The 23,782-nt window shown below is 67.1% G+C and carries 20 protein-coding genes and 2 pseudogenes; 7 read left to right on the top strand and 15 right to left on the bottom strand.

The features are described 5' to 3' along the window. Positions 1-106: 106 nt before the first annotated feature. From ACQP0P_RS42745 to ACQP0P_RS42725, 5 genes are all read right to left on the bottom strand, one after another. Entirely contained in the window at positions 107-1,183 is a 1,077-nt protein-coding gene (locus ACQP0P_RS42745) for a WD40 repeat domain-containing protein (protein WP_433367403.1), read from the bottom strand. Between the two features lie 411 nt (positions 1,184-1,594). After that, positions 1,595-2,464, bottom strand: coding sequence for a site-specific integrase (locus ACQP0P_RS42740; RefSeq protein WP_433367400.1), 870 nt, complete (start codon positions 2,462-2,464; stop codon positions 1,595-1,597). A gap of 42 nt (positions 2,465-2,506) precedes the next feature. After that, positions 2,507-2,737 carry a hypothetical protein gene (locus tag ACQP0P_RS42735; RefSeq protein WP_433367398.1) on the bottom strand — a complete coding sequence of 77 codons (231 nt, stop codon included), beginning with the start codon at positions 2,735-2,737 and terminating at the stop codon, positions 2,507-2,509. 311 nt (positions 2,738-3,048) lie between these two features. Further along, positions 3,049-3,258 carry a replication initiator gene (locus tag ACQP0P_RS42730; RefSeq protein WP_433367395.1) on the bottom strand — a complete coding sequence of 70 codons (210 nt, stop codon included), beginning with the start codon at positions 3,256-3,258 and terminating at the stop codon, positions 3,049-3,051. Positions 3,259-3,274: 16 nt separating this feature from the next. After that, positions 3,275-3,847, bottom strand: coding sequence for a dihydrofolate reductase family protein (locus ACQP0P_RS42725; protein ID WP_433367392.1), 573 nt, complete (start codon positions 3,845-3,847; stop codon positions 3,275-3,277). A gap of 71 nt (positions 3,848-3,918) precedes the next feature. Here ACQP0P_RS42725 and ACQP0P_RS42720 point away from each other — a divergent pair, with 71 nt between their 5' ends. Further along, complete coding sequence (locus ACQP0P_RS42720) at positions 3,919-4,491, top strand: TetR/AcrR family transcriptional regulator (protein WP_433367389.1); 573 nt, start codon at positions 3,919-3,921, stop codon at positions 4,489-4,491. A gap of 290 nt (positions 4,492-4,781) precedes the next feature. Here ACQP0P_RS42720 and ACQP0P_RS42715 read toward each other — a convergent pair whose 3' ends face one another. From ACQP0P_RS42715 to ACQP0P_RS42705, 3 genes and pseudogenes are all read right to left on the bottom strand, one after another. Then, positions 4,782-5,375 carry a hypothetical protein gene (locus ACQP0P_RS42715; protein WP_433367386.1) on the bottom strand — a complete coding sequence of 198 codons (594 nt, stop codon included), beginning with the start codon at positions 5,373-5,375 and terminating at the stop codon, positions 4,782-4,784. 84 nt (positions 5,376-5,459) lie between these two features. Further along, positions 5,460-6,601 (bottom strand): annotated as a pseudogene (locus tag ACQP0P_RS42710) (IS3 family transposase). 385 nt (positions 6,602-6,986) lie between these two features. Continuing rightward, positions 6,987-7,955 (bottom strand): ankyrin repeat domain-containing protein, encoded by a 969-nt coding sequence (locus tag ACQP0P_RS42705; protein ID WP_433367383.1) that lies wholly within the window; start codon positions 7,953-7,955, stop codon positions 6,987-6,989. Here ACQP0P_RS42705 and ACQP0P_RS42700 point away from each other — a divergent pair. From ACQP0P_RS42700 to ACQP0P_RS42690, 3 genes and pseudogenes are all read left to right on the top strand, one after another. Next, a complete protein-coding gene (locus ACQP0P_RS42700; protein WP_433367381.1) occupies positions 7,954-8,088 on the top strand; it encodes a hypothetical protein in 135 nt (44 codons plus the stop codon). The genes ACQP0P_RS42705 and ACQP0P_RS42700 overlap by 2 nt on opposite strands. A gap of 54 nt (positions 8,089-8,142) precedes the next feature. Then, entirely contained in the window at positions 8,143-8,661 is a 519-nt protein-coding gene (locus ACQP0P_RS42695) for a hypothetical protein (RefSeq protein ID WP_433367378.1), read from the top strand. A gap of 59 nt (positions 8,662-8,720) precedes the next feature. Then, positions 8,721-9,056: pseudogene (locus tag ACQP0P_RS42690) on the top strand (transposase); the annotation flags it as partial. Positions 9,057-9,462: 406 nt separating this feature from the next. Here ACQP0P_RS42690 and ACQP0P_RS42685 read toward each other — a convergent pair. Both ACQP0P_RS42685 and ACQP0P_RS42680 read right to left on the bottom strand, forming a co-directional pair. Then, complete coding sequence (locus tag ACQP0P_RS42685) at positions 9,463-10,590, bottom strand: CU044_5270 family protein (RefSeq protein ID WP_433367375.1); 1,128 nt, start codon at positions 10,588-10,590, stop codon at positions 9,463-9,465. 169 nt (positions 10,591-10,759) lie between these two features. After that, positions 10,760-11,347, bottom strand: a complete 588-nt coding sequence (locus tag ACQP0P_RS42680) for an RNA polymerase sigma factor (RefSeq protein ID WP_433367372.1) — start codon at positions 11,345-11,347, stop codon at positions 10,760-10,762. 393 nt (positions 11,348-11,740) lie between these two features. Between ACQP0P_RS42680 and ACQP0P_RS42675 the strand changes: the two genes are divergently transcribed. After that, positions 11,741-14,083 (top strand): DUF4132 domain-containing protein, encoded by a 2,343-nt coding sequence (locus ACQP0P_RS42675; RefSeq protein WP_433367369.1) that lies wholly within the window; start codon positions 11,741-11,743, stop codon positions 14,081-14,083. An 842-nt stretch (positions 14,084-14,925) separates the two neighbouring features. Continuing rightward, positions 14,926-15,888: a group II intron reverse transcriptase/maturase gene (gene ltrA / locus ACQP0P_RS42670; protein ID WP_433367367.1), complete on the top strand. Its 963-nt coding sequence runs from the start codon at positions 14,926-14,928 to the stop codon at positions 15,886-15,888. A gap of 1 nt (position 15,889) precedes the next feature. On the opposite strand, the gene ACQP0P_RS42665 is transcribed toward ltrA, so the two are convergent. From ACQP0P_RS42665 to ACQP0P_RS42645, 5 genes are all read right to left on the bottom strand, one after another. Beyond that, entirely contained in the window at positions 15,890-16,795 is a 906-nt protein-coding gene (locus tag ACQP0P_RS42665) for a CU044_5270 family protein (protein ID WP_433367365.1), read from the bottom strand. A gap of 6 nt (positions 16,796-16,801) precedes the next feature. Continuing rightward, positions 16,802-17,386, bottom strand: coding sequence for an RNA polymerase sigma factor (locus ACQP0P_RS42660; RefSeq protein WP_433367362.1), 585 nt, complete (start codon positions 17,384-17,386; stop codon positions 16,802-16,804). A gap of 629 nt (positions 17,387-18,015) precedes the next feature. Further along, positions 18,016-19,029 (bottom strand): BtrH N-terminal domain-containing protein, encoded by a 1,014-nt coding sequence (locus tag ACQP0P_RS42655; protein WP_433367360.1) that lies wholly within the window; start codon positions 19,027-19,029, stop codon positions 18,016-18,018. Then, positions 19,026-19,832, bottom strand: a complete 807-nt coding sequence (locus tag ACQP0P_RS42650; protein WP_433367357.1) for a MerR family transcriptional regulator — start codon at positions 19,830-19,832, stop codon at positions 19,026-19,028. Before ACQP0P_RS42650 ends, ACQP0P_RS42655 begins: the two co-directional genes overlap by 4 nt. Before the next feature lie 478 nt (positions 19,833-20,310). Beyond that, complete coding sequence (locus ACQP0P_RS42645) at positions 20,311-22,644, bottom strand: hypothetical protein (RefSeq protein ID WP_433367354.1); 2,334 nt, start codon at positions 22,642-22,644, stop codon at positions 20,311-20,313. A 360-nt stretch (positions 22,645-23,004) separates the two neighbouring features. Between ACQP0P_RS42645 and ACQP0P_RS42640 the strand changes: the two genes are divergently transcribed. Then, a complete protein-coding gene (locus ACQP0P_RS42640; protein WP_433367352.1) occupies positions 23,005-23,673 on the top strand; it encodes an XRE family transcriptional regulator in 669 nt (222 codons plus the stop codon). Positions 23,674-23,782 lie beyond the last annotated feature (109 nt).

Here is a 23,782-nt window from a genome sequence, read left to right as displayed (position 1 = left end):
CTGTGTGGCAGGCCGCCTCGTCAGGTGTAGGAACTCAAGTCCCACCTCCGCACAATGCCGTCACCGGTGACGGCGATTGGTTGATCGTTCACCTGGCCGACCGCGGCTACGGGGTCGATGGGGTCGATTCCTGGTTCGCCAGTTCGCCGAGGAGTTCATGCGTGGTCAGGTCCCACACCCGCACGATCTTGTCATAGCCGCCGGTGAGGGCGATCGGTCGGCCGTTGACCTGCCCGACCGCTACCGCATGAACGGCCTCTATGCGGCCGGTCGTCAACGCGCCGCTGGGTACGCGCGTGGTCAGATCCCAGACTCGCCCGTCGTCGCTGGTGACGGCGACCGGTCGGCCGTTCACGTGTCCGACCGCCACCGCCCAGACCGTGTGAGTGAAGTCATCCTTGGCGTGCTCGGCCATCGGCTCGCCGACGGGTTCGCGTGTGGTCAGGTCCCACACGCGCACGGTGTTGTCTCGGCCGCCGGTGACGGCGACCGGCTGACCTTTCATCTGCCCGACCGCCACCGCATGGATGAGGTCGGTGTGGCCGGTCATCGGTTTGCCGATGGGTTTGCGTGTGGTCAGGTCCCACACCCGTACGGTGTTGTCGTAGCCGCCGGTGACGGCGATCGGTCGGCCGTCGACCTCGCTGATCGCCACCGCGTGGATGGCTTCGGTGTGGCCGGCCATCGGTTTGCCGATGGGTTTGTACGTGGTCAGGTCCCACACTCGCACGGTGTTGTCGTAGCCGCCGGTGACGGCGACCGGCTGACCTTTCATCTGCCCGACCGCCACCGCATGGATGATGGCGGTGTGACCGGTCATCGGTTTGCCGATGGGTTTGCGTGTGGTCAGGTCCCACACCCGTACGGTGTTGTCGTAGCCGCCGGTGACGGCGATCGGTCGGCCGTCGACCTCGCTGATCGCCATTGCCTGGACGGCTTCGGTGTGGCCGGTCATCGGCTCGCCGATGGGTTTGTACGTGGTCAGGTCCCACACCTGCATGGTGCCGTCATAGTCGTCGGTGACGGCGATCGGTCGGCCGTTGATCTGCCCGACCGCCACCGCCTCGATGGTGTCATCCAAGTTGACGACATCGTCATAGCCGAACAGTCCTGTGGAAGGCCAGAAGATCGCGAAGAGTGCAATGGACACGACGAGCGTGCCGAGCGCCACGCAGGCCGTCACCGCGGCGATCCACCCAAGGCGTTGGCGGGCGGTCGGGACAGCCTGACCGAGGTCGGGGGAAGCACTCGCGTGTGGCTCGGTCGTGTCGTGGCCGAGTGCCTTGGGATCACCCGTGTCCCGCTGACCCGTATCAGGCACCGTATATCGTCCTTTCCGGTCGGCGTCACATCTCGGGGTGGCCGGGCGGAGCCATCCGATCACCGACAGCCGAGAAAGCGAGCCGTTACGTTCGCTTTTCGAGTCATGACGCCTTACATGTGGTAGATCACACTAAACACTAATCAATCCGCATTGAAGGAGCACTTCCTTCATAATCGTCCGGCCTCGGAAGATCTGTGGCTACCAGCCCCTGAGGGGATTACGCTCAGATTCTGAGCAGTAGCGATGTTTTGTCCCCGCTTAGACCGACCATTACTGTTCCGGGCGGTTCTCAAAGAGGCGGTCCATTGCTTCAGCTCCTTCCAGGAGCATCGGGCGGAGCTGCTTGCGGTAGACGGTCTCGGTGACCGAGGTGTTGCGGTGGCCGACCAGGCGGGAGATGTTCTCCAGGGGTACTCCGGAGTCCGACAGCAGTGAGACGAAGCTGTGCCGCATCTCCCGGGGTGTCCACTCCCTCTCGTTCAGGCCGGCCTTCTTGAGCACGGCCCGGAACGAGCGCCGGACGTTGTGCGCGTCGAGCTCCGTGCCGACTTTGGACGCGAACACGAGGCCGTTGTCCTGCCAGTCGTCACCGGCCGCCCGCTTGGCCACCTCCTGACGCTCGCGGTGGAGCTTGAGCGCGTCAGCACAGCGCCTCGGTATGGCCAGTGTGCGCCGGGATTTGCGGGTCTTGGTGTCGCCGCCCTCCCGCACCGACCGCCAGACCATGATGGACGGCGGGGTGCCGTCGAGGTCGACGTGTGACCAGGTGAGCGCCCGCAGTTCCTCCGTACGGGCCCCGAGCAGCAGCGAGAGCACGATGTAGGCGTGCAGCGCCGTCCCCTCGGACGCTTTGAGCACGGCTTCCGCCTGGTCGAGGGTGAGTGACTTGGACGGACGTCCTTCCTTTCCCCTGGGGATCTCGCAGAGCAGTGCGACGTTCCGCTTCACCTTGTCGCGGGCCTGGGCGCGGGAGATGGTCCGGACGAGGATCGAGCGTAGTTCGCGGAGGGTCCGCGTGCTCAGTTCCTTCGCCTTGTCGGCCAGCCATCGGTCAACGTCGTCCGCGGTGAGGTCGACGAGCTTCCGCGCGCCCAGGCCAGGGATGATGTGCTTGTTCGCGAGGATCGAGCACTTGTCCACCGTCGCGGACCCTCGGCCGCTGAGCCCGAACTCCGGCCGGTTTCATACGGCGTCGGCGACGGTGTAGCCGGTCGAGGAAACGAGGAGCCCGTCTTCGTAGTCGCGGATGATCTCCTTGAGTTTCTTCATGGCCGCGGTCTTGGTTCTGCCGCTGGCCTTCTTCACGATCCGCTTGCCCGCCGGGGTGTAGCCGACCGTCACCGAAGCGATCCAGCGTTGCCGTGTCTCGTCCCAGTGCAGCCCGCCGTCCCCACGGCTACGACGTTCGGTCATCAGACAGCCTCCTGCTCCAGGAGCGCGATGTACTCGCGGATGGCGGATGCTGGGATGAGCCGGGTACGGCCCTTGACCGAGCGCAGCCGTCCCGAGCGCATCAGCTCTGCGGCTTAGGCCGAGCCGTCGCATGGCGTCGGACACCCGGTAGAGCCGGGCCTCGGTGGTCGAGATCAGGCCAGTGGCCAACGGTTCCTCCCGGCGGTGAGAACGCCGAGGCGAGAGCGGATTCCCCGCTGTTCGAGCTGGGCGAGGTCGGACCGTCTTACCCGCCGGTCGAGAGTGCCGGAGGTCTCGGCGGTCTTCGTGGCCTACTTGGCGACATAGCCGGCCACTGCCGCCTCGGAGAGCGCAGCCCCGTCCGGGCCGGTCGACTCGATTCGCCGCACGTCGACCGCGCCCCAGCGCAGCTTTTGCGAGTCTTCGCCGTCCGGGCCGGGGCCGTTGAGACGTACGGCCTTCGCTGCGGACTCGATGGCTTCGGAGAGCAGTTCGACGGTGGCCCAGGCCGGGCGCGTCAAGCCCGGCCGTGCGGTTCTAAGCCCTGGTGAGCCAGGTGACCTGGGCGCCGTTGTCGAAGGACTCGCGCCGGGTAGAGGTGAACAGGGTAGGGCGGAACTGTCCGGAGAACATGGGGATGCCTGTTCCCGCCACCACGGGGTAGCTCTTGAGGATGATCTCGTCGATCTCCGGGAGCAGGGAGGCGGCGAGCTTGCCGCCGCCGCAGAGGTAGATGTCCATGCCGGTGTCCTCGGCCTTTAGCCGCCGGATGAGCTCGATCGGGTCGCCGGTCTCCACCTGCACCGTGGGGTCGTCGATCGTCAGCGTGCTGGAGACGACGTACTGGCGCAGGTGGGAGTACGGGCTGGTGGTGGGGACGTCCAAGGCCGGCTCGTAGGTGCCGCGGCCCATCACCAGCGTGTCGAAGACCTTATTGGGCACGTCTTCGAGGCCGACAAGCTTGCGGACGTGGGTGGGGAGCGTCTCGGGGTAACGGTCGTTTATCCAGGCGGCCATCTGGTCCGACACGGGGTAGAAGTCGAACTCGGCGTTGGGGCCCGCGATGTAGCCGTCGAGTGAGACGGCGATGTAGTAGACAAGCTTTCGCATATCGATCAACTCCCGATGTAGTACTCTGTTTGGAGTGGTTAAAACGTAGTACTACAGGCGGAGTGGTGTCAATGCGGAGAAATCCCGAGCGGCGGCAGGCGCTGATCGACGCGGCCATCGAGGTGCTGGCCAAGGAAGGGGCGCGGGGGCTGACCTTCCGGGCCGTCGACGCGGAGGCGGCTGTGCCCCCGGGCACGGCCTCCAACTACTTCGCCAACCGCGACGACCTGTTCACCCAGGTCGGCGGACGCATCTATGAGCGGTTGCTGCCCGACGAGGCCACGATCGCCCGCAGCCGGGAAGGCGTGCAGGACCAAACCCGCTACGCCGAGCTCATGCACGAACTGGTGGATCGGGTCTCCGCCTTCAACTCCGGCTACCTGGCCCTGCTCGAACTCCGGCTGGAGTCCACTCGGCGCCCCGAGCTGCGCGCCGTGCTGACCAAGCGCATCCGCGAGGACATCGACGCCAACCTCGGCCACCACGCAGCCTCGGGTCTGCCCGGCGACTCGACCTCGGTGCTGCTCCTCTACCTCGCTCTGAACTGGCTCATCGTGGAACGGCTGACGCTGCCCGACATCTTCACCGAGCAGGAGATCCACAAGCTGGTGGACGCCGCCGTGCAAAGATCGCTGAATGCCTGACCCGAGGATGCTGGGAAACGATCATTCCCTACGCGGGAAGCGATCTTCGGACGCTCCTGTCCCGTCAGGTCATCCGCTCTCGTGAACACCCCACAAGACAAAAGGCCCGATTCCAGATCATGGGACCGGGCCTTTTTGCTGCTCAGGTGGCGTGCAGGTCGTTGGTGGCCGGGATCGCGCGGTGTGGTGTCCGCTGAGGGATCCAAGGCTGGAGTCAGCGAAAAGTCAGCGGACGTTCTCGGAGCGGGTGAACTGCCGCGCTGTGACGAGGGGGCCAGCCGATGACTGGGTCAGGCACCGGGGTTGTCGAGGATGACGACGGGGGCATCCTCCACGTCCGGCCACTCGCTCTCCAGGCTCATGCCGGTGGCCGCCTCGATGAAGGCGAACGCCGCGCTGCGCTTACCGCTGTAATCCTCTGGATCGAGGCCGGCGAGCATGGCGCGAAAGTCGGCCAGGACAGTTGGGTCGCCTTCCTCAACGGCGTACTGGGTGAAGAGGAAGTCACGCATCCGCGCTCTGATCTCGCCGTCGGCCGCGTGGAGGATCGTGTAGCCCCCGTTGAAGTGCCAGGTCACCATCCACACGCGTGACTTCGTGCTGAGGGCGGTGAGGACGCGGTCGGACAGGCCGAAGCCGTAGGCGAGTTCGAGGAAGCCCCAGGTTCCTTCTCCTTCGGAGACGAGGAGGACGGGTCGGTTCTCGTCTGCGGCCTCCTCTCGGGGATATTCCATGACGCGCCGCTCGGGATCGCGGCCTCCGTTCAGTTGCCGCAGGAGGTCGTCCACCGTGATCTCTTCGTTGAGGGGTTGCGCCACGGTCCAGGTGAGTCCGTCCTCCAGCCACTGATGCCGCTCGAAGAAACTGCGGTAGTAGTCGATCACATGATCATTGTGATGGAAGCCAGAGACGAAATACGCTCATGTGGTGGAGTTGCCCCGGTTCGGTAGACGCATCAGGGCTTTCGGCTACGCGGCAGCATAGTCGTCTTCGTGAATGGGTTTGAGGGCTTGGCGTCGCTCGTATTCGGCGGGGCTGAGTTGTCCGTTGGCGGAGTGGCGACGGCGCGGGTTGTAGAACCCCTCGATGTAGGCGAATACCGCGCGCTCGGCTTCTGACCTGGTGCGGAAGGTCCGCCGGTCGATCAGCTCGCACTCCAGCGAGGCGAAAAAGCTCTCGGTGACGGCATTGTCGAAGCACGTGCCGGTCCGGCCGGTCGAGGGGCGCACGCCGGCCTGCTCACAACGTCGACCGAACGCGATCAAGGTGTACTGACTGCCCTTGTCGCTGTGATGAATCACCCCGGAGCCGGGGCGGCGCTGGTGGATCGCCATCGCCAAGGCGTCGGTGACCAGCTCGGTGCGCATGTACTCGGCCATCGCCCAGCCGACGATCCTCCAGGAGAACACATCGAGCACGACCGCCAGGTAGAGGAAGCCCTGTCAGGTCGGCACATACGTGATATCGGCGGTCCAGATCCGGTTCGGCTCGGCTGCGGTGAACTTCCGTTGCACCAGATCGTTCGCGGCGCCCCTGCCGTCACAGATCGTCGTTCGCGTGCCCTTGCGACGGCTCACCCCGGCCAGGCCGGCCGCGCGCATCAACCGGGCCACTCTCTTGCGGCCGACACCGATGCCGTCGAGCTCGCGCAGGTCAGCATGGATGCGCGGCGCCCCATAGATCTCATCGGAGGCCGCATGGTGGCGGCGGATCTTCTCGGTCAGCTCCGCGTCCTACCTGGCACGCCTCGACGGACCGCGCCTGGCCCAGGCGTAGTAGCCCTGGCGCGACACACCCAGCGCCCGGGCCGGCAGGGAGACGTCGTGGTGGTCTTTCTCCGCATCGATCAGCCGAAACTTCATCTCAGCGGATCCGTCTCCCGCGCGAAGAAAACCGCGGCCTTACGCAAGATCTCCTTCTCCTCGCGGAGAGTCTTGTTCTCGCGACGCAGTCTGGCCAGTTCGTCCTTCTCGGCGCTGGTCAGGCCGTCGGCGCGGCGGCCGTCATCGAGGTCGGCCTGGCGCACCCAGACACGGATCGACTGCGCGGAGGGCTGGAACTCCTTGGCGAGTTCCTCCGGCGACCGTCCCGCGCGCACCAGCTCGACCATCTGCCGGCGAAACTCCGGCGGATAGTTGTTCGGCACAGTGGACTCCTTCTTTCGGGAACCAGGGTTCCTCAGAGATCAGGTGTCCACCAAAGCGGGTCAACTCCAGCTGGATGTGCGTCGGGTCCTTAAGGACGACCTCCTGCCATTCATCACTGATCGCTGTTTGGCCTGGTCAGAACGGCATCCGTGGCGATTTCGCGACGTCACAACCCTAGTGCAGTTCATCTCGAGGTAACAGTTCAGGAGAGTTCGTCCTCCAACCACTGATGCCACTCGAAGAAACCGCGGTAATAGTCGATCACATGATCATTGTGGCGGAGGTCGAGCCGCAGGATGAAGGCCCGACTTCAGGTAGCGGAATCGAGCTTTCTTGTCGTATCTCCGGTTAACTCCACCAGTCTTGTTCGGGCAGCTTGAGCCACATGCCGGCCTGGCCGTTGATCGATCGGGCGTCAGCCGGACGGAGGCCCGCTCCGGCGAAGCAGTAGGCCTCGGCGTGGTAGTGGTAGAGGTAGGTGGCGAGGATCTCCTCTGCGGATTCTTCGGAGTAGACGTTGCCGCCGCCGGGGTGGGTGTCCCATTCCTCGATGGCGCCGTCACGGGCGATGGCCCCCTGGTTGCCGCTCTTGGGATTGGCGAACAGCCCGTAGCAGACGGTGCCCACCGACAGGCGTTCTATGACGCCGGGGTTGGACGCGGTGTATCCACATGGCTGAAAGACGACGCATCCGCCGGGCACATCGGTGATACGGATGACGGACAAGGTGGCGTCGACATCCGTCCAGGGATCCTCCATGATCTCTTCAACGTCAGCATCATCAGCCGGTACGGCCTCCAGGCGCCGTACCGCCTCGGCAGCGGTGATGTCGGCGACGCAGGCGAGGCTGTGGCCGTCGTCGTCGAAGCGCCCCAACGCGGCGGTCAGACGTCTGGCCTCTGCCACGGCGGCGGCCTCGGTGGCGGATAGGTCGGCCTCCCCAGCGGGAAGAGGGAACAGATCAGGGGTGGGAGTGGCCAGGCTGAGCCGTCCGGGGGACCAGCCGTTCATCATCGGTCGCCACGGGTCCGCTCCGGCGGCGACCAGGGCACGGGCGTTGTCGGGGCGGTTGTTGAAGACGGCGAGCCAGAGTGCGGTGCGGCCCTCATCCTCGGCATCGACGTCGTCGATGCGCCGGACCAGTTCCGCGACCACTTCCGGCGAGCCATTCTCGGCTGCCTGATGGAGGGGCCGTCCATGGAAGTCCGTGCCCGAATTCGGGTCGGCACCCGCGTCGAGTCGAGCACGGATCAGAGCGAGATCCGTCCAGGCGTTCCAGCCCATGCCGGACCATCCGGCTCCTTCGGTGACAGCCATGGCACTCCTTGAGGGGATGTACTGGATACGAGCGCTGATCATGGCGGACAAGGCCGACAAATTCGGGCCGGTGGCGGGAAGTGCCACAAGCAAAGTGCAGCTTTCCGTGGTCATGGTCATCCTGGCGGTCTGACAGAGAGGGACGGCATTGACGGTGTTTGGTACCGGTATCGGGAAAGATCGCGCTATGCGCCTGACTCGTAACCCCCTCGGCCTGCTTTTCACCGGGGCTGTCGGACTGGCCTCGCTCCTGACGCTCTTCGAGGTGAGCACTCCCGGCCTGTCCTACTGGGCATTTCTGCTGGCGCTGTACTGGCTGGCGCTTGCCATCGCCTGGGCCGCACTGTTGGGTAAAGGCGCGCGGGGGCGGGCGCCCTGGATGTTCGTCCCACTCGTACTGGTGCTGGGCACCGTGCTGCTGGTCACGGTCGACGCGCCCCTTCACGCGCGCTTCGCCTTGTCGGAATCGAGCCTGGAGCGCTACGCCCGGTCGGTGCGCGACGACGACGATGGCCGTGATCGGTGGCGGGGCCTGTATCGGGTGGGCTACAAGGAGAAGATCCCGGGAGGAGCGCAGTTCATGGTCACCTCGCTCACGATGAATTGGAAGAGCTACGGCTTCGCCTACAGCCCAGATCGGGCACCAGAAGAGGGCAGGTATGAACACTTCAAGGGCCCTTGGTACATCTGGAGCGATGGGCCCTGAACCCCAACGATGCATGACCTCCCGATTCCACGCCGATGTGTGCCTGTCCCTACCTGAAGGCGCCGATCATCATCATGGACAACCTGTCGGCCAACACCACACCCGCCATCCGCTCCTGGGCGCGCCGTCACAAGGTCGAGTTGTGTCTCACCCCGACGTATGCCTCCCGGGCCAACCCGATCGAGCCGCCTTTCGGGCCGCTGCGCAGTTTCGTGATCGCCAACTCCGACCTGCCCAATCACCTGGTGCTGGCCCGTGATCTGCAGGCCTACCTGCACTGGCGCAACGCCCACGCCCGTCATCCCGATGTGCTGGCCGCCCAGCGCCGCGAACGCGCCCGCATCCGCAGCGAACGACAACAACGCTGGGGACGACCTCGCCCCAAAGCCTCATGAGAGTCAATCCGGGAAACATATGTGGTCACCGCTGGTTATGACGACTTGAAGTGGCTGGACTGAAGTTGACGGGATCCCGTCTGATCATCGCGATCAGGCGGGATCTTGTCGTTTCAGGGGTTCCCGAATCGGGTTCGCCCTGGTTCGGGACCTGTGGAGCTGGTGCCTGGAGAGGCCCGGGTGGTGTCAGGCCGCTGGTGGAGGTCCGAGTTCGCGTCGCTGGGCAGGGCGAAGCCGACGCCGGGCTGGGTGCTGCGTCACGGTTATCTGGTTCGCGGCTCATGGGGCGGGTGGTGGCCTGTGTTGCCCGCCGCCAGCCCTGGCAAGCGTCGGCGGCGTTGATCACTAAGAAGAGGATGCGCCGCCGACCCCTCTGCCGGCCCTCGCGCGCGGATTGGTGAGCGACTCAGTTCCGATGCGTGGGCAGTTCTGGGCGTTCGTCGGTCCAGCCGATCGCCTGGTACGAGGTGGAGAGACGCAACTCCGCCTGCCGCCCGTTCGCGAGCTTGGTGGTGTTCGTCCTCACCTCGGCAAGAAGCAGGCCGGTGCTGGGATCGACCACGAGCCGAACCTTGGTGAACAGGCCCGGCTCTATCTCCTCCTGATAGGTGAGCACCTGCCCGCGCCGGTTCAGCGGATCCGTCATCTCCCCCTCGGCCCGTATGCCGGGCAGAGACGCAAGGATCCGGTACGCGGATGCACGAGTCTCGGGCGAGGCCGGCAGGCCACTGATGATGCCCACACATTCCCGCAGAAGGATGTGCGCCTTCGCCTCCTCCACGTCCATCCCGGATCCGGCCAACTCCAGCCGGCCGATGCGCTCTTCCAGGTAGCTCCGGAGCGTCTCGGGCTCGCTCGGGATCGCGCGCACCTCCTTCCAGGTCATCAACTTCCCCGCCAGGTCACCGGCCGAGCCCTTCCACTTGCCATAAAGCCGTTCGGCGATTCGCTCACCTGCCGCCGCCTCCAGCGGCCTGGACGGGACGGAAAACAGCTGCTCCGTCTTCATGTTCTTGGGGTATCGCCAGCTGGTAGGCGCCCCCGCGGCCCGCCAGGCCGCCTCGTCCTGCGGGGTCGCGGGCTTGACGCCGAGATCCTGCCAGATGCGCCAGTACCGCAGATCCGGCCGCTTCGCCAGCCACGTCTCAAGGGACCGGCTGCCCTCAAGCACATAGCTGCGGGTGGGGTCAGTCAACATCCACTGGTTGACGGTCGCGGTGCGCCAGTAGTCGCCGCTCGCAGGGGCCTTCTCCACGGCGACGGCAGCAGCGAGCAGGATTTGCCAGGCGGTCGGTTCGGCCGTCGCGGACACCGACGTACTGGGCTGAGGCCCGACGGAGATCGTGCTGTCAGACAGCATCGCGGGGGCGATGACCGCTACCGCGGTGGCGGCCGCGGCCAGGCCGAGCAGAGCGCGGCCAGGAGAGGGCATGAGCCGTCGCCGGGCCGGGACGCGCTCCAGCGAGACGATCTCCGCCAGCAGCGCGTCCGCCCCCGCGGTGGACGCCCGGCCGGCCAGGTCCTCATCCAGCATCAGCCGCGCTGGCGCCGTCGTTCGGACAACTTCGCGCACTAGCCGATTGACGAGGAAGATCCGCGTCCACCGCGACTTGTGAGGGCGGTTCCCTTCAAGGAACCGAAGCCGTTGGCTAGCCAGGGATCGGGGAGGCTCATGTTCCAGCTCCTTGATGAGAGCCTTCAGCTCATCCATCGCTGTCCTCCTTCAATGGATTAACGTCACCCAAGGCGTCGCGCACTTTGCGGCGAGCTCGGTTGAGCCGTGACTTGACCGTGCCGAGTGGGATGTCGAGTGCTCGGGCTGCTTCGTCATACGTCATGTCGCTCCAGGCAACGAGGAGCAACACGTCCCGATCCCCTCGTGACAGCAGCGAGAGTGCGTGGAGCAGAGCCGGCCGTGCCCCTGCTGCGATGAGGTCGTGTGTGATCGCTTCTTCCGGCCCCTCGACGCGTTGAAGGGGATGCTGCCGTTCCAGGGCGCGGTAGCGGCTGACCTCCGCCCGGCGATACCGGGCGATGAGCTTGGTTGCGATTCCGAGCAGCCACGGCCGGGCGTCTCGGTAGGAGAGGTCATAGGACCGGCGCCTGCGAAACGCGATCAGGAACGCCTCGTTGACGAGGTCCTCGGCGACTTCAGGGCCGAGCCTGAAAGAGACGTACCGGTAGAGCATCGCGTGATAGCTATCGAACAGGGCCGCGAACGCCTCCGGGTCATTGAGAGAGCTCGCAATGATCTCGGCATCGCTCACCGCGTTCAGCGCGTCAGTCGCCATGGAGGTCTGGTCTGATCATGAAGGTCCTTTCCGCGATGTCGTCAGATATGTATTGCCACGACTCTTTTCAAGTGTTCGCGGGGCTGAGTTTCCCCCGCAGGACGGACGCAGCACGCTGACCCCTCGGGAGCTCGGCTGGGAAACGATCACGACCATCTCGGGAAGTGATCTTCACTTGGGTTTGTGGCTGCGCTGGCGGATGCGACGTGAAAAGGTCCGGGGCCAATACCTCACCCGCATCAGTGAGCGGCCACGACGTCCCCGGTCTGAATCGGACGAGGAGGCGGAAGCGGCTTTTGTGGAGACATGTCCGAATCATGGCAAGGGGAATCTGTCGGTTCCGGCTGATATTCATGATCACCCAGCGTTTCCGATCATCAGTGGAGCCGTGTCATGACGTCAGCGGGCAGATGGGATCACACGGACCCGGCCACGAGGGCCGCCTACCAGCGGTTCGACGAGCTCACCGAGCAGGGACTCGACCCCGGCCCCGGCGTCGACTGGCGGGTCTACGGCACCTACGCGCAGATGAAACTCTGGCTGGGGCCGGAAGGCGGCCACGACTACGACGAGCGGGTGCTGCGCGTGGTCCGGTCGGTGGCCGAGCGCGACATCGACTTCACCTACCGGGAAGCGCACCACCTCATGGGCCGGGCGGAGTACTGGGTGCGGCAGGGGCACACCCGCTACGAGGAGCTGTTCCGGATCCCGCTCGCGGCGGCCCGCCGGTTCGACTACCAGCTGCGCCGGGACCTGCTGCGCTGGCTGACGTCGGGACCGTGGCTGAAGGACGCGCGGACGCTCCTGGCCGAACAGGTGACCGAGCTGCTCACCGAACCCGCCGAGCACGGCCCGGCCGGGGTGGTCCGGGCCGAGATCGGGGACACCGACCACTTCGCCCGCATGCTGGCCGAGGAGTACGGCCCGCGCCTGGTCGAGGTGCTGCCGCTGTTCCGCCACTGGAACACCGCCCGCTCGACCAAACCCAGCGCCCGGTGGCTCAGGAACGCCGCGCGGATGCTCACCCCCGGCGCGGTCGCCCTGGTCCGTGAGTTGCTCACGCGGCTGGTGGCCTACCGGGGCGGAGACTGGGTCGTCCGCTATGACGACGAGGAGTGGTGGGACAAGGTCTTCCTCAAGGAGCACACCATCGTCGTGGTGCGCGGCATCCTGTGGACCTGCCAGGTCATCGACGAGCGCTGGGTGACCTCGCTCGTCACCGACGTCGCGATGACCTGCGGCACCGGCAGCAACGGGATGGGCTCCACGTGCCGCTGCGAACCCGTCACCAACGCCGCCGTCGGCGTCCTGGCCCGCAGGGGCGGCCTCGACGTGATCGTCCCGCTGTCCAGAATCCAGGCGAAGGTGCGCGCGAGGTCCGTACAGAGGAATCTGAGCCTCGCCCTCGACGCGGTGGCCGGCGAGAACGGGCTGACCCGCGAGCAGCTGCTCGACCGGACGGTCCCCACCTTCGGCCTGGACGCCGGCGGCGTCCGCGAGGAGAAGATCGGCGACTACCGGGTCAGGCTGTGCGCCGACGTGCCCGCCCTGCGCTACGTGAACGCCGCCGGCAAGACCGTCAAGTCGCTGCCGAAGGATCTGCGCGCGGAGCTGTCCGACCTGCGGGCCATCCTGAAGGAGCTCAAGCTGGCGCAGGCGGCCGAGCGGTCCCGCTTGGAACAGGCGATCGTCCATGAACGGACGTGGCACTGGCGCGAGGTGACCGAGTACTTCCTCGACCATCCCGTCACCGGCCCCTACGCCCGCACCCTGGTCTGGCAGATCGCCGGCGGCCCGGCGGCCCTGCCGGTCAAGACCGCCGACGGCTGGGAACTGGCCGGCCACCGTCCCGCCCCCGACACCGTGGCAGGCCTGTGGCACCCGATCCACGCGACCGCCGACGAGGTGGCGGCGTGGCGCGACCATCTTCTCGAGGGTGGTGTACGCCAGCCGTTCAAGCAGGTCTTCCGCGAGATCTACCTGCTGACCCCCGCCGAGGAGCGGACCGGCACCTTCTCCAACCGTTTCGCCGGCCACATTCTGCGCTACGGCCAGGCCCGTACCCTGCTGGGCCAGCGCGGCTGGACCGGCCGGTCGATCGGCAACTGGGACTACGCGAACGGCGGCGACCAGGGCGAGGTGGTGCGCGACCTGGCAGGCTGGCAGGCCCGCTGGGCCATGCACATCGTCTCCGCCCCCGGAGCCGAGACCACCTTGCTGTGCGCCACCGAGGGCATCACCTTCCACTGCGACGGGCAACCGGCGTCGATGGCCGACCTGCCGCCGCTGGTGCTGTCGGAGATCCTCCGCGAGGCCGACCTCGCCGTGGGCGTGGCCTCGGTCGCCCGCGACGACCAGGCGCTGATCGGCCACGAACGCTATTGGCGCTCCCACGGCTTCGGCGAGCTGACGGAGACGGCCAAGACCCGGCGCGAGGTGCTGGCGCGGCTGCTGCCGAAACTGAAGATCGCCTCCCGGGTGGAGCTGACCGACAGATTCCTTCTTGTACGGGGTGATCTGAAGACGTACAAGATCCATCTGGGGTCGACGAACATCCTGATGGAGCCCAACGACGCGTACCTGTGCATCGTCCCGGCGAGCGGGCGCGCGGCCGGATCGGTGTTCCTGCCGTTCGAGGACGACGGGGGGACGCTGTCGATGATCCTTTCGAAGGCGTTCCTCCTGGCCAACGACACGGCGATCACCGATCCGACGATCATCCGGCAGCTCGGCTGAACGACCGCTCCCTCTCTGTCAGACTTCTGCGGCTTGCCGCCTCCGTTGCCGTCGCGCCCGACCCGCCCTGTTGGGTGCCGGCCCATCTGCACCCAGTTGTGCAGCGTGTACTCGTTGATACCAAGATCCCGCGCGATGTGCGCGACGGGTTGGCCGGTCTCCTTGACGATACGCACCGCACCGGCCCGGAACTCCGGATCAAGGCGACGTCTCGTGGTTCCTGACACGACCGAACCTCTCTTGGTTCGGTCTCCACGTTATGAGGGGGTGCGCCGCGAAGTGCTGTTGGACCGAGCGGAGGTGAAAGGACTCCGCCGCCTGTCTGTCGTAGCGGACAGGTGAAGCTGGCGGCAGCCTGACCTGGAGGAACGCCGGGAAGGGTGGGAGCAGCCGCGACGAAGTCGGGTCGGCTCGGGACTACCGGATGGGCCGGGCCCGGTGAGCGAGAGAGGAAGGTGTACGCGAGGAACCGGTGTTGTTACGCCTCTCGATAGCGTGCCGGCTCCAACCCGGTGGATGTGGGCTGGTCAGCGGTGCGTCACCGTCACTGCCTCGCCGTGCCATGGCGGAGGCGGTCTCGGTGAACTTCCAGGTCGGTTTCCCCTGCTGGGCCTGGAAGGTCACGGTGAAGGACTACGGCGTAGCCGTGGCGAGGCCGCAGGGGTATAGCCGGGCACCTCACCTCTCGATCGGTCGGCAGTGAACGTGGGAACCGTCCGCGCATCAGTCCCGCTCCCGGGCGCATCCGGCGTCTTGGGGCGGGATAGGCGCGTTGCCCGCCGAAGAGCGCGGACGGGACGGAGCCGCCGTAGTACTCCGCGGCCGGGATCGACGGGCCGACCGTGGCCGCGATCGAAGCCCGGCTGGGAGTGCAGCCGTTCTTGATGCAGCTCAGGGACGAGTTGAAGGCCCGTACCTATCGTCTGTCGCCGGTGCGGCGGACGCAGATCCCCAAAGCCAACGGGAAGCTGCGTGATCTGGGCATCCCGACGGTGAAGGATCGTGTCGTGCAGGCCGCGCTCAAGGCGGTGCTGGAACCCATCTTCGAGGCCGACTTTCTGCCGGTCTCCTACGGGTTTCGGCCCAACCGGCGCACCCAGGACGCCATCGAGGAGATCGTCTACCTGGCCCGGCGTGGCTATCACGTCGTGCTGGAGGCCGACATCGAGGCGTGCTTCGATCAGATCGATCACACCGCGTTGCTGGAGCAGATCCGCTCCAGGATCTCCGACAAGCGCGTCCTGGCGCTGGTGAAGGCGTTCCTCAAGGCCGGGGTGATGCACCACGGCCTGTTCAAAGACAGCCTCACCGGCGCTCCCCAGGGCGGGATCTTGTCCCCGCTGCTGGCCAACATCGCCCTGACGGCACTGGATGAGCACTTCCACACCCAGTGGCTCACCCTGATGGGCACCGGCTACCAGCGCACCAAGCGCAGACACGCCGGGCAGGGCAACTGGCGGCTGATCCGTTACTGCGACGACTTCGTTGTCATGGTGTCCGGGACAGCCGATCAGGCCGAGATGCTGCGCGAGCAGATCACGGCGATTCTGGCCCGGCTCGGCCTGCGCCTGGCAACGGACAAGACCCGTGTGGTCCACGTTGACGACGGGTTCGACTTCCTCGGCCAACACATCCGCCGCCAGCGGAAACGCGGCACGGCCAAGCTCGTCGTCTACACCAAGCCGTCCGCGAGAGCCGTTCAGGTGATCAAGGACCGGACAAACCCAAACGGGCGCCTGCCGTTGATCTGGCCACCACCGACCGGTCACAGTCCGAGCGCCCGCTCCCTGATCGACTGGCACTGACTCAGGGCGTGTCACCCGCCCTGTCCACGATTCCCGAGCCGAGCACCGATGTGCCCGTGCTCTGGCCGTCGCGCACGACCTTCACTCCCATGTAGCGGTAGTCGCCCGAGTTGAGCACGTAGTAGAGCTTGCCGTGTTCCCCCGCGTCGAAGACCACGCCGACGCCGTGGCGGCCGTCCATGTCCGTGGCGTCCTCCTCGACGGAGACATGGGGGATCTTCGCCAGCGCCCGGAACATGGCCGCGGCGGTGTCCGGCGGGATCACGGGCCCGTACTTCATGTACCACCCGATCGTCCCGAACGTCTTGGCGTCCTGCGCGACCTCGGGCGGGCAGGACGGCCCGCAGATCGACAACGGCGTACGCTCCGGAGCGTCGCCACGGAAGTGCCGCAGCAGCGCGTCGGGATCCGTGGGCAGGGCCTCCACCTCCTGCTGGGTGCGTCGCACGGTTGTCGGTCCCTTCTCCACCGGGCCCACCTTCAGCTCCCGGCCTTCCTCGCGCAGCGCCGACCTGATTCCGTCCATGCGATTCCAGGTCTCGAACGCCGGCAGATCGGCCCCCATATGCTGCGACTCCTTGAGGTAAAACCACTGGTCGGGCCGGATCTCGGCGGCCGTGCTCTGGGCCGCCATGAGCGCGGCCCGTTCCAGCACCATCGCCGCGCTCGACGAGGTCGGTCCCGTCTCCGGCCCGCCCCCGCCGGGCCGGACGAGGATTACCGTGGTCGCGGCCGCCAGCACACCCGCCGTGGCCAGCGCGAGCCCGAACCTCATCCGGTACGCGGGTCGCGTGCGTCGTGCGGGAGCCCGCTCCGTGTGCGCGGCCATCCTGAGCCGGACCTCCGACACGTCGGGCTGTTCGGGAACCTCATCGCGCATCTGGCGCAGCATCTCAATCTCGTTCACCTTGGTTTACCCCTCTTCCGGATCGACGCCGGACAGCACCCGGCGTAGTTTGGTCCTCGCCCTGTTCACCCGCGACCGGACGGTCCCCACGGGCACGCCGAGTGCCGCCGCGGCCTCCTCGTACGTCAGCTCCGCCCAGACCACCAGCAACAGCGTGTCCCGGTGCGCCTGGGAGAGCCCGGCCAGCGCCTTTGCCAGCCGCCTGCCTGCCACGCCCGCGCTCACCCGCCGGTCCACCTCGTCCGTGAACGGCTCGGTCGCAGGGTCGACGCCGGTGCGGCTCAGCGCCTTGTACAGGCCGATCTCACGGCGCCGGTGCCTGCGGACGAGGTTGGTGGCGATCCCGTAGAGCCAGGACCGTTCGTTGCCCTTGCTGCCGTCGTACGACGCCAGGTGCTGCAGAGCCACGGCGAATGTCTCGGCCACGATGTCGTCGGCAGGCTCAGGGCCCAGGCGCCGGATGACGTAGCGCTTCAGCTCGGGGGCGTGACGGGTGAACAGGGTGGCGAACCGCTCGGATTCGTGCCAAGGCGACGGGCCTTCGGCGGTGTGGGGCCGGGGTGAGGGAGCCGCCCGGCTCTCGTGTCGCATCTGTCGCCTCTCGGATGTCCTCGTACATGACACGAGTAATTGCCATGACTGCGGGCAAAGTTCCGTGATTTTCGACGATCCTGGGTGACCCAGAGATGATCCTGGACGGACTCAGGGCGGTGTGCCGCCCGAGGCGCCCTCGGGCGAGGCCCGCTTCCAAGCCGGGGAGCGTCGTCGGCTCCGCGGTATCGCCCTCAGCGTGGGAAACGATCAACCGATACGCGGGAAGCGATCTCCTGGAAGGTCCTTGCTGGTCAACGCAGTTCGTGAACACCCCACCAAGGGCCGTTCTTGAGTTGGCTCAGGAACGGCTGACGAGATCCTGGGGCCGCCGGCCGGGCTGATTTCGGCTCGTGCGGTGGCGCTGGTGGTGGACCGCCGGGAAAGCCCGTACGCCCGAGGCGTCGCCCGGTGCTGTCTCGGGCGTGAACAGTTGAGGCAGATGAGATTGATCTTGGCGTTCGGGGCCTACCGTGCGGAGGCTTCGATCCGCCGGGGTACGGCGCCCGCCCGCGGTTCCTTCAGGTCCGGGATGCGGTTGTAGAGGGTGCCCGGGGGACGCCGAGGTGATCGAGCGGCGCGGACGACCACCGGGCGGAGTGCGTCAAACGAAGGTCTCTTGAAGAGTGTCAGGGGTGGATCGCGCTTGGGGTCTCACTCCCCAGGCGGCTCAGCGCCTGCATGGCCTCGCGCTCTATGCGTGAAAGATCGCAGAGGACGGTGCCTGCCTGTGCGAGGCACTGCGCGTCGCCTGATTCACCGGCTTTTGTGATCAGTGCTGCGGCTTCCGTCCACAGGAGGGCTGCCTCGGCGTACAGCCTGTAGCCGGTGCGCAGGTGGCTGCTGTCGAGCAGTTGGGCGCATTCGGCGAGAAAGTCGCGGTAGAGGTTACGGAACAGGGCGCCGCCGGTGCCGGCCTTCTCCATCAGAAGGGCGGCCTGCGGTAGGTCCCGCTGCGGGTTGTCGGTGCGCTGGAGCCAGGTGCGTACCAGCTTGCCGGCCTTTTCGATGCCTCGGTGGCCCAGGTTGGCGATGGGTGGGTTGAGGAAGGCGTCGGCGCAGGCGGTGACGGCGGGAATGATCTGGCTGTGTGGGGGAGGCGGGTTCCTCGGAGCGGTGAGGGTGAAGGAGCGGTGCTTGGCGGTCATCGGGCCGCGTGCGGCTCTGGCCTGGGCGAGGCTGGTCAGGCTGGTGGACACCGCTCCGCCTTGCTGGTCGGTGTCCACCAGGTAGGCGTCGTGGTCGTCGTAGCCGTACATGGCGACGACATGGCCGCCGAAGTGCACCTTTGATCCGAAGTAGTCCAGGTGGTAGCTGTCGAGTTGCAGTCCGACGGGGTGGCCGGCGTCGATGGGGGCCGCCACGTTCTTCCACGCCCTGCGGGGGGAGGTGGTCTCCTGGACCAGGAGTTCCAGTCCGAGTCTGGTGGCCAGGTTTTCGGTGAGGTCGAAAGGCTTGACCCGTCCTCCGAGGAAGGGGAGGTTCATGTTCTTGCTGTCCCAGTAGATGAAGGACAGGCCGGAGCCGAGGCCGAAGAGCATGGGCTCGGACAGATCGAGTCCTTGGTGCCGCAGCAGCACTCCCAGAGCCGTCGTCTCGCAGTGCTGCGTACCGCGGGTGTCGACGTCTCTCACCCTCGTCATGCCGTGCTCTCCTGGATGGGGATGATCAACCGGGTCATCAGTTCTTCTCGTGGTGCCTCTGCCGGTCCGACGAGATAGGCCTCACGTACGGGTGCTTGCGGGCGCAGCCCGCGCTCGTGGACGGCGGCGAAGAGTGCGTTGTAGGCCAGGGGCAGCTGGGCGTAGGGCCCGATGTGCACGGTCTCGGCCACGGGTCCGCCGGGTAGCACCTCGAACTCCAGGCCGGGCGTCCCTGCCCCCTTCGGCGGCTGCGCTCCGACGGCGATCTCCATCCGCTCCTCCAGATCCAGCGGGTACAGCGCCCACAGCGGTGGCTCCCATGTGATTCCCGCATCGCCGAGCGCGGGCAGCAGCCGGCCTACGCACTCCTCGAACTTCTCCCCGATCTCCGCGGGGGCGCAGACCGCTCGTACCACCGCCAGCCGTCGCTCCGGCTCTCTGCCCATCGTCACCTCGTAGCCGGGCAGGCCGCCCGCCGCCAGCCGCTCCAGCATCTCCAGCCGCGCCCGGTCCCTGCTGATCCGTTCGGCCAGCCGGTCCCGTTCAGCGCGCAGGATCTGTGCCCTGGACTCGGGATCGGCGGCCAGGGCCTGGGCGATCACAGCCAGGGGGAGGTCCATTTCGCGCAGCAGGGCGATGGTCAGGGCATCGCGTGCCTGTTCAGGTGCGTAATAGCGGTAGCCGGAACCGGCGTCCACGCGGACCGGAGCCAACAGCCCCGTCTCGTCGTAGTGCCGTAGCTGCTTGACGCTGAGTCGGCACAGGCGGGCGAAGCGCCCGATGGTGAGAAGTTCGTCTTGCACGCCATCATGGTGGACCCTCCCACGGTGGGAGAGTCCAACGCCGTACCCATTGGCCGCCTCGCTCCTTTTCGCCTGGCCGTTCTCCGGGGCGACGAACGCGCCGGTCCTGACGGAGTTTGTCCTTGGTGCCGAGGTCGTCGGGGCCCAGCGTGATGGTCGACTTCTGGCGGATGCGTGGCAGTTCGGCCAGGGGAAAGGGGCGTCTCCTCTCGTGGGCGGGCAGCGGGATCGTGGGTTTGGCGGCCAGGTGGGCGGCGCGCCGACGGGCGTTCGTCGTCCAGGACGGCGAGGTCGACCTGGCCGCGCTGCCCGGCCGCCCCCTGCTGGGAGATGGGGGCACGCCCGCCCTGAACCACTTTGATCGCAGACAGGATGCACCGGGGGACGTCGACCGCCTTGCCGGCCTTTCGGGCAGGCGGCGTCTGTGGCGCGCCCGGAGTCGCCGGATGTGTCGATGCCTGCAGTATCCGCCCGCTGCTCACCGCTTGGGCGGCCTGCGGTACGTGACCGGCTTGTCCCCCTTCCCGGGGAACGCCATGATCAGCAGACGTTGGCCGTTCCCTTGCACTCCCTTCCACTTGAACCAGTCGTAGTGCACGCGGATCCGGTAGTGACCCGCCCGGCCGTTGAGCGACAGGTCGGGAAACTCGGTGCCGCTCAGATCGTCCCTGAGCACGATCTCGCCGGTGGGGCTCTCGTAGCCGACCTCGGCGACATGGTCCCAGCCCCTGGTCTCCACCGGCGGGCGGCGGGTGTAGGTCTCCAGCGTGACGCAGAGGTCGAAGTCGGAGTGCGTCAGGATCATCAGGCGGCCGGGGAGGGCGGCCACCAGGCCGGCGTCCTGAGCCTGTTCGAGCAGGCCGTCCTCGGCCGGGTCCTCGCCGTCCTCGGTCGGCTCGTAGGTCTCCACGACCCCGTAGTCCGTCCACTGGGGTTCCTTCATGCGGATCACCGTGGCCGGTTTGATGAGCGGGCGGTGGCGCGGGCTCGAGTCGCACATGCGCTGCGCGTCGTCCTGCCACTCCTGCATCTCCCGGTCCTGTTCGGCGGCCGCGGCCTTGACCACGGAGCCGGCGCTGGGGCAGATCTCCGCGAGCGGGTAGGTCAGGGCATCGCGCTTCAGCCCCTCCGTCGCCTGAAGGAGGGCGACCTCCTGGGGATCGTTGCGGGTGTAGATGCCGCACAGCCAGCGGGCGCGGGCGAGGATCACGGCGTCGGGCGTGGTGGCGCCGAACTTGATCAGGTTTGCCTGCCGGAGGGAGCACACGAATCGCTGGTCCCGGGTGAGCTCGGGTTCCTCGGGCTCGCCCCTCCACGGCTCGCGTGGGTTGCAGTCCTCGGCCGCGGTGATCGGGCTGCGGGCCTGGTCCGCCACGGGCACGAACCCGAGCGCGACCAGTGTGGCAAGCGCGGCCGGCAGCACGTGGTGACGTACGCGCCGGGCGGGCGCGACCGGATACAGGAACAGCAGGAGCAGGGCGGAGGCGAGCAAGGCCGCGCTGTACCACGACGGTGAGATACCGAAGAAGATCTCACCGTCCTTCCCCTGGGCGAACAGCCCCTCCGGGTAGATCTGCGTGCCTTCGTAGAAGAAGTCGCCGAAGTCCCCTGACGCCGACGTCGCGGTGAGCGCGCTGACGAAGCCCACGGCCGCGGCGATGGTCAGAGCCAGCGTCGTGAACCGCACGAGGTGGCGGGTCCGGCGCAGGACGGCGGCCAGGATCAGCAGCGCGGGACCGCCGACGCCGACGAAGACGTCCAGGACGAACCATGTCAGAGCATGCTCGCTGCCCCCGTCCACGCGGACGAACTGCTCGATCGCGCCTCTGGGGCCGATCCAGAGGTACATGCCGTGCGCGAGGTTGACGGCGGCGGGGATCAGCGGGAGCACGATCGCCACGGCGGGCAGCGGCCACCGCCTGGCCGCCGACCGTGCCGGCGCCTGCCCCGGGACCGGCTGCGGGAGGGGATTCGCCAGCTCGTGGGCGGTCCTGGCCTCCCACACCAGCCCAAAGACGCTGGCAGCGCCGAGGAGTGTGTAGACCGTGAGGATGGTGGGGAACCCGGTGCCGCCGAAGGAGACGATCCCGCTGGGCTGGAGGACGGACACCACCTGCGCGATGACGCCTATCCGGACGGTCGCCGCGCTCCAGCGGGGATCCCTGGCCTGGGCGATCAGGATCGACACCGACCACGCCAGCCAGACCTGGCCGTACCCTCCGGCAAGGGTGAAGATCTGCGCGGCGGAGTTCAGGGCGAAGGCCTCCGTGATGTTCTGGCCGATGCCGCTCACGCAGGCGATGATCCCGACGACGAGTGAGAACAGCCGCAGCCTGCGGGAGACGATGTCACGGAGCACCAGGAAGAACAGCCAGACGATGGACAGCTGCACGAAACCGGAGGAGATCCCCGTCACCGACCAGAACCAGTACATCTCCAGTGCGAGAATCAGCGGGCTGCCGGCGATGACAAGCAGGCCGTGGCCGACGCCGAGGTACAGGGCGAGCCGCAGCAGGCCGACCTTCCTGCCCCGGTCTGTCAGCTCGCCGCGGGCGCGCCCGCGCAGCACCTGCCACAGAGCCCATGCCTGGAGCGCCCCGATGGGGACCAGGACGAGCGCCAGCCCCCACGGGACGGTGAACGTGTCTTCGCCGGGGGCCAGGAACCAGCCCATGCTGGAGTCACGGGTGACGACCTTCCAGAGGAGGTCGCCCCTGTCGGTGGTCAGCGCGAAGGCGCCCAGCGCGGCGACCGCGGCGAGGTAGCCGAGCGCGATCAGGGCGGCGATCCTGCCGAAACGGTAGCGACGCATGGCCATCTCTTGAGGGCGGAGCGGTCAAAGCGCCCAACCCTAGCGAGTCACCAGGAAGTTGATCAAGTCCTGGTGAGTGCGGAGTTTTCGCGAGCCGCTGTCGCTTCTTGCCACGCTGGGGCGCCTGCCCACGTGGTGCGACCCACGAGGTGCAACGGGGCAGGCGGCCTGACGGTCATCCGTGCCGGAACCGGCCGGAGCCATCGGAACGTGCCGGAGAGGTTCACATGGGAAGGCCGCCCGTCACCTAACCGATCAGGCCGTCCCCGATTCCCGGCTCGTGGCCAGGTCAGTGATCAGCGGCTCAGCCAACTCGATCTTGCGATCGCTGCCGACGTCTCAGCTCGTCACGTCAGCCTGGTGGAGACCGGCAAGTCCAACCCGAGCGCCGACATGGTTCTCCGGCTCGCGGATCAGCTCGATGTGCCGTTGCGTGAGCGCAACCGGCTGTTGCTCGCGGCCGGCTTCGCACCCCGGTACGCCGAGCGGCCGCTCGACGGGGACGCGCTGTCGGCGGCCTGGGGCGCGATCGAGAGGGTGCTCCGCGCACATGAGCCGTACCCGGCGCTGGTCCTCGATCGCCGATGGAACATCGTGATGACCAATCGCGCTATTGACCCGTTCCTCGCAGACGTTGCCCCCGACCTGCTGCGGCCGCCGATCAACATGGTGCGGCTGGGACTGGACCCGCGCGGACTCGCTCCTCGGATCGTGAATCTGGCCGAGGTGCGTGGGGTGCTCCGTACCCGAATCGCGCGTCAGCTTGCCACTGCTCCCGACGCCGAGCTCGCTGCGCTCTACGAGGAACTGCTGGCGCCCGGCTCCGAGGGCGAGAGCCACCCGATCGAGTCCGAGGTCGTGATTCCGATGATCTTTCGCTTCGGCGAACGAGAACTGCGGCTGTTCTCGACCACCACCACGTTCGGCACCCCGACGGACATCACCCTGGACGAGGTCGCGATCGAGTCGTACTACCCGACGGACGCGGAGAGCGCCGCCTACTTCACGAAGTCCGACGCCGGCGCTTGAGCGCGGTTCTCGCCGAACGCGTCGCGGCGGTCATCCCCACCCGTTCACGACCGGAGCCTGGGCACTTGTCCACGGCCTCGCCTCCCTCGCCCTCAAGGGCTCCGACCCA

Source organism: Streptosporangium sp. CA-115845, from assembly GCF_050943795.1.
Classification (GTDB): Bacteria; Actinomycetota; Actinomycetes; order Streptosporangiales; family Streptosporangiaceae; genus Streptosporangium.
This window is presented reverse-complemented; position numbering and strand designations above follow the sequence as displayed.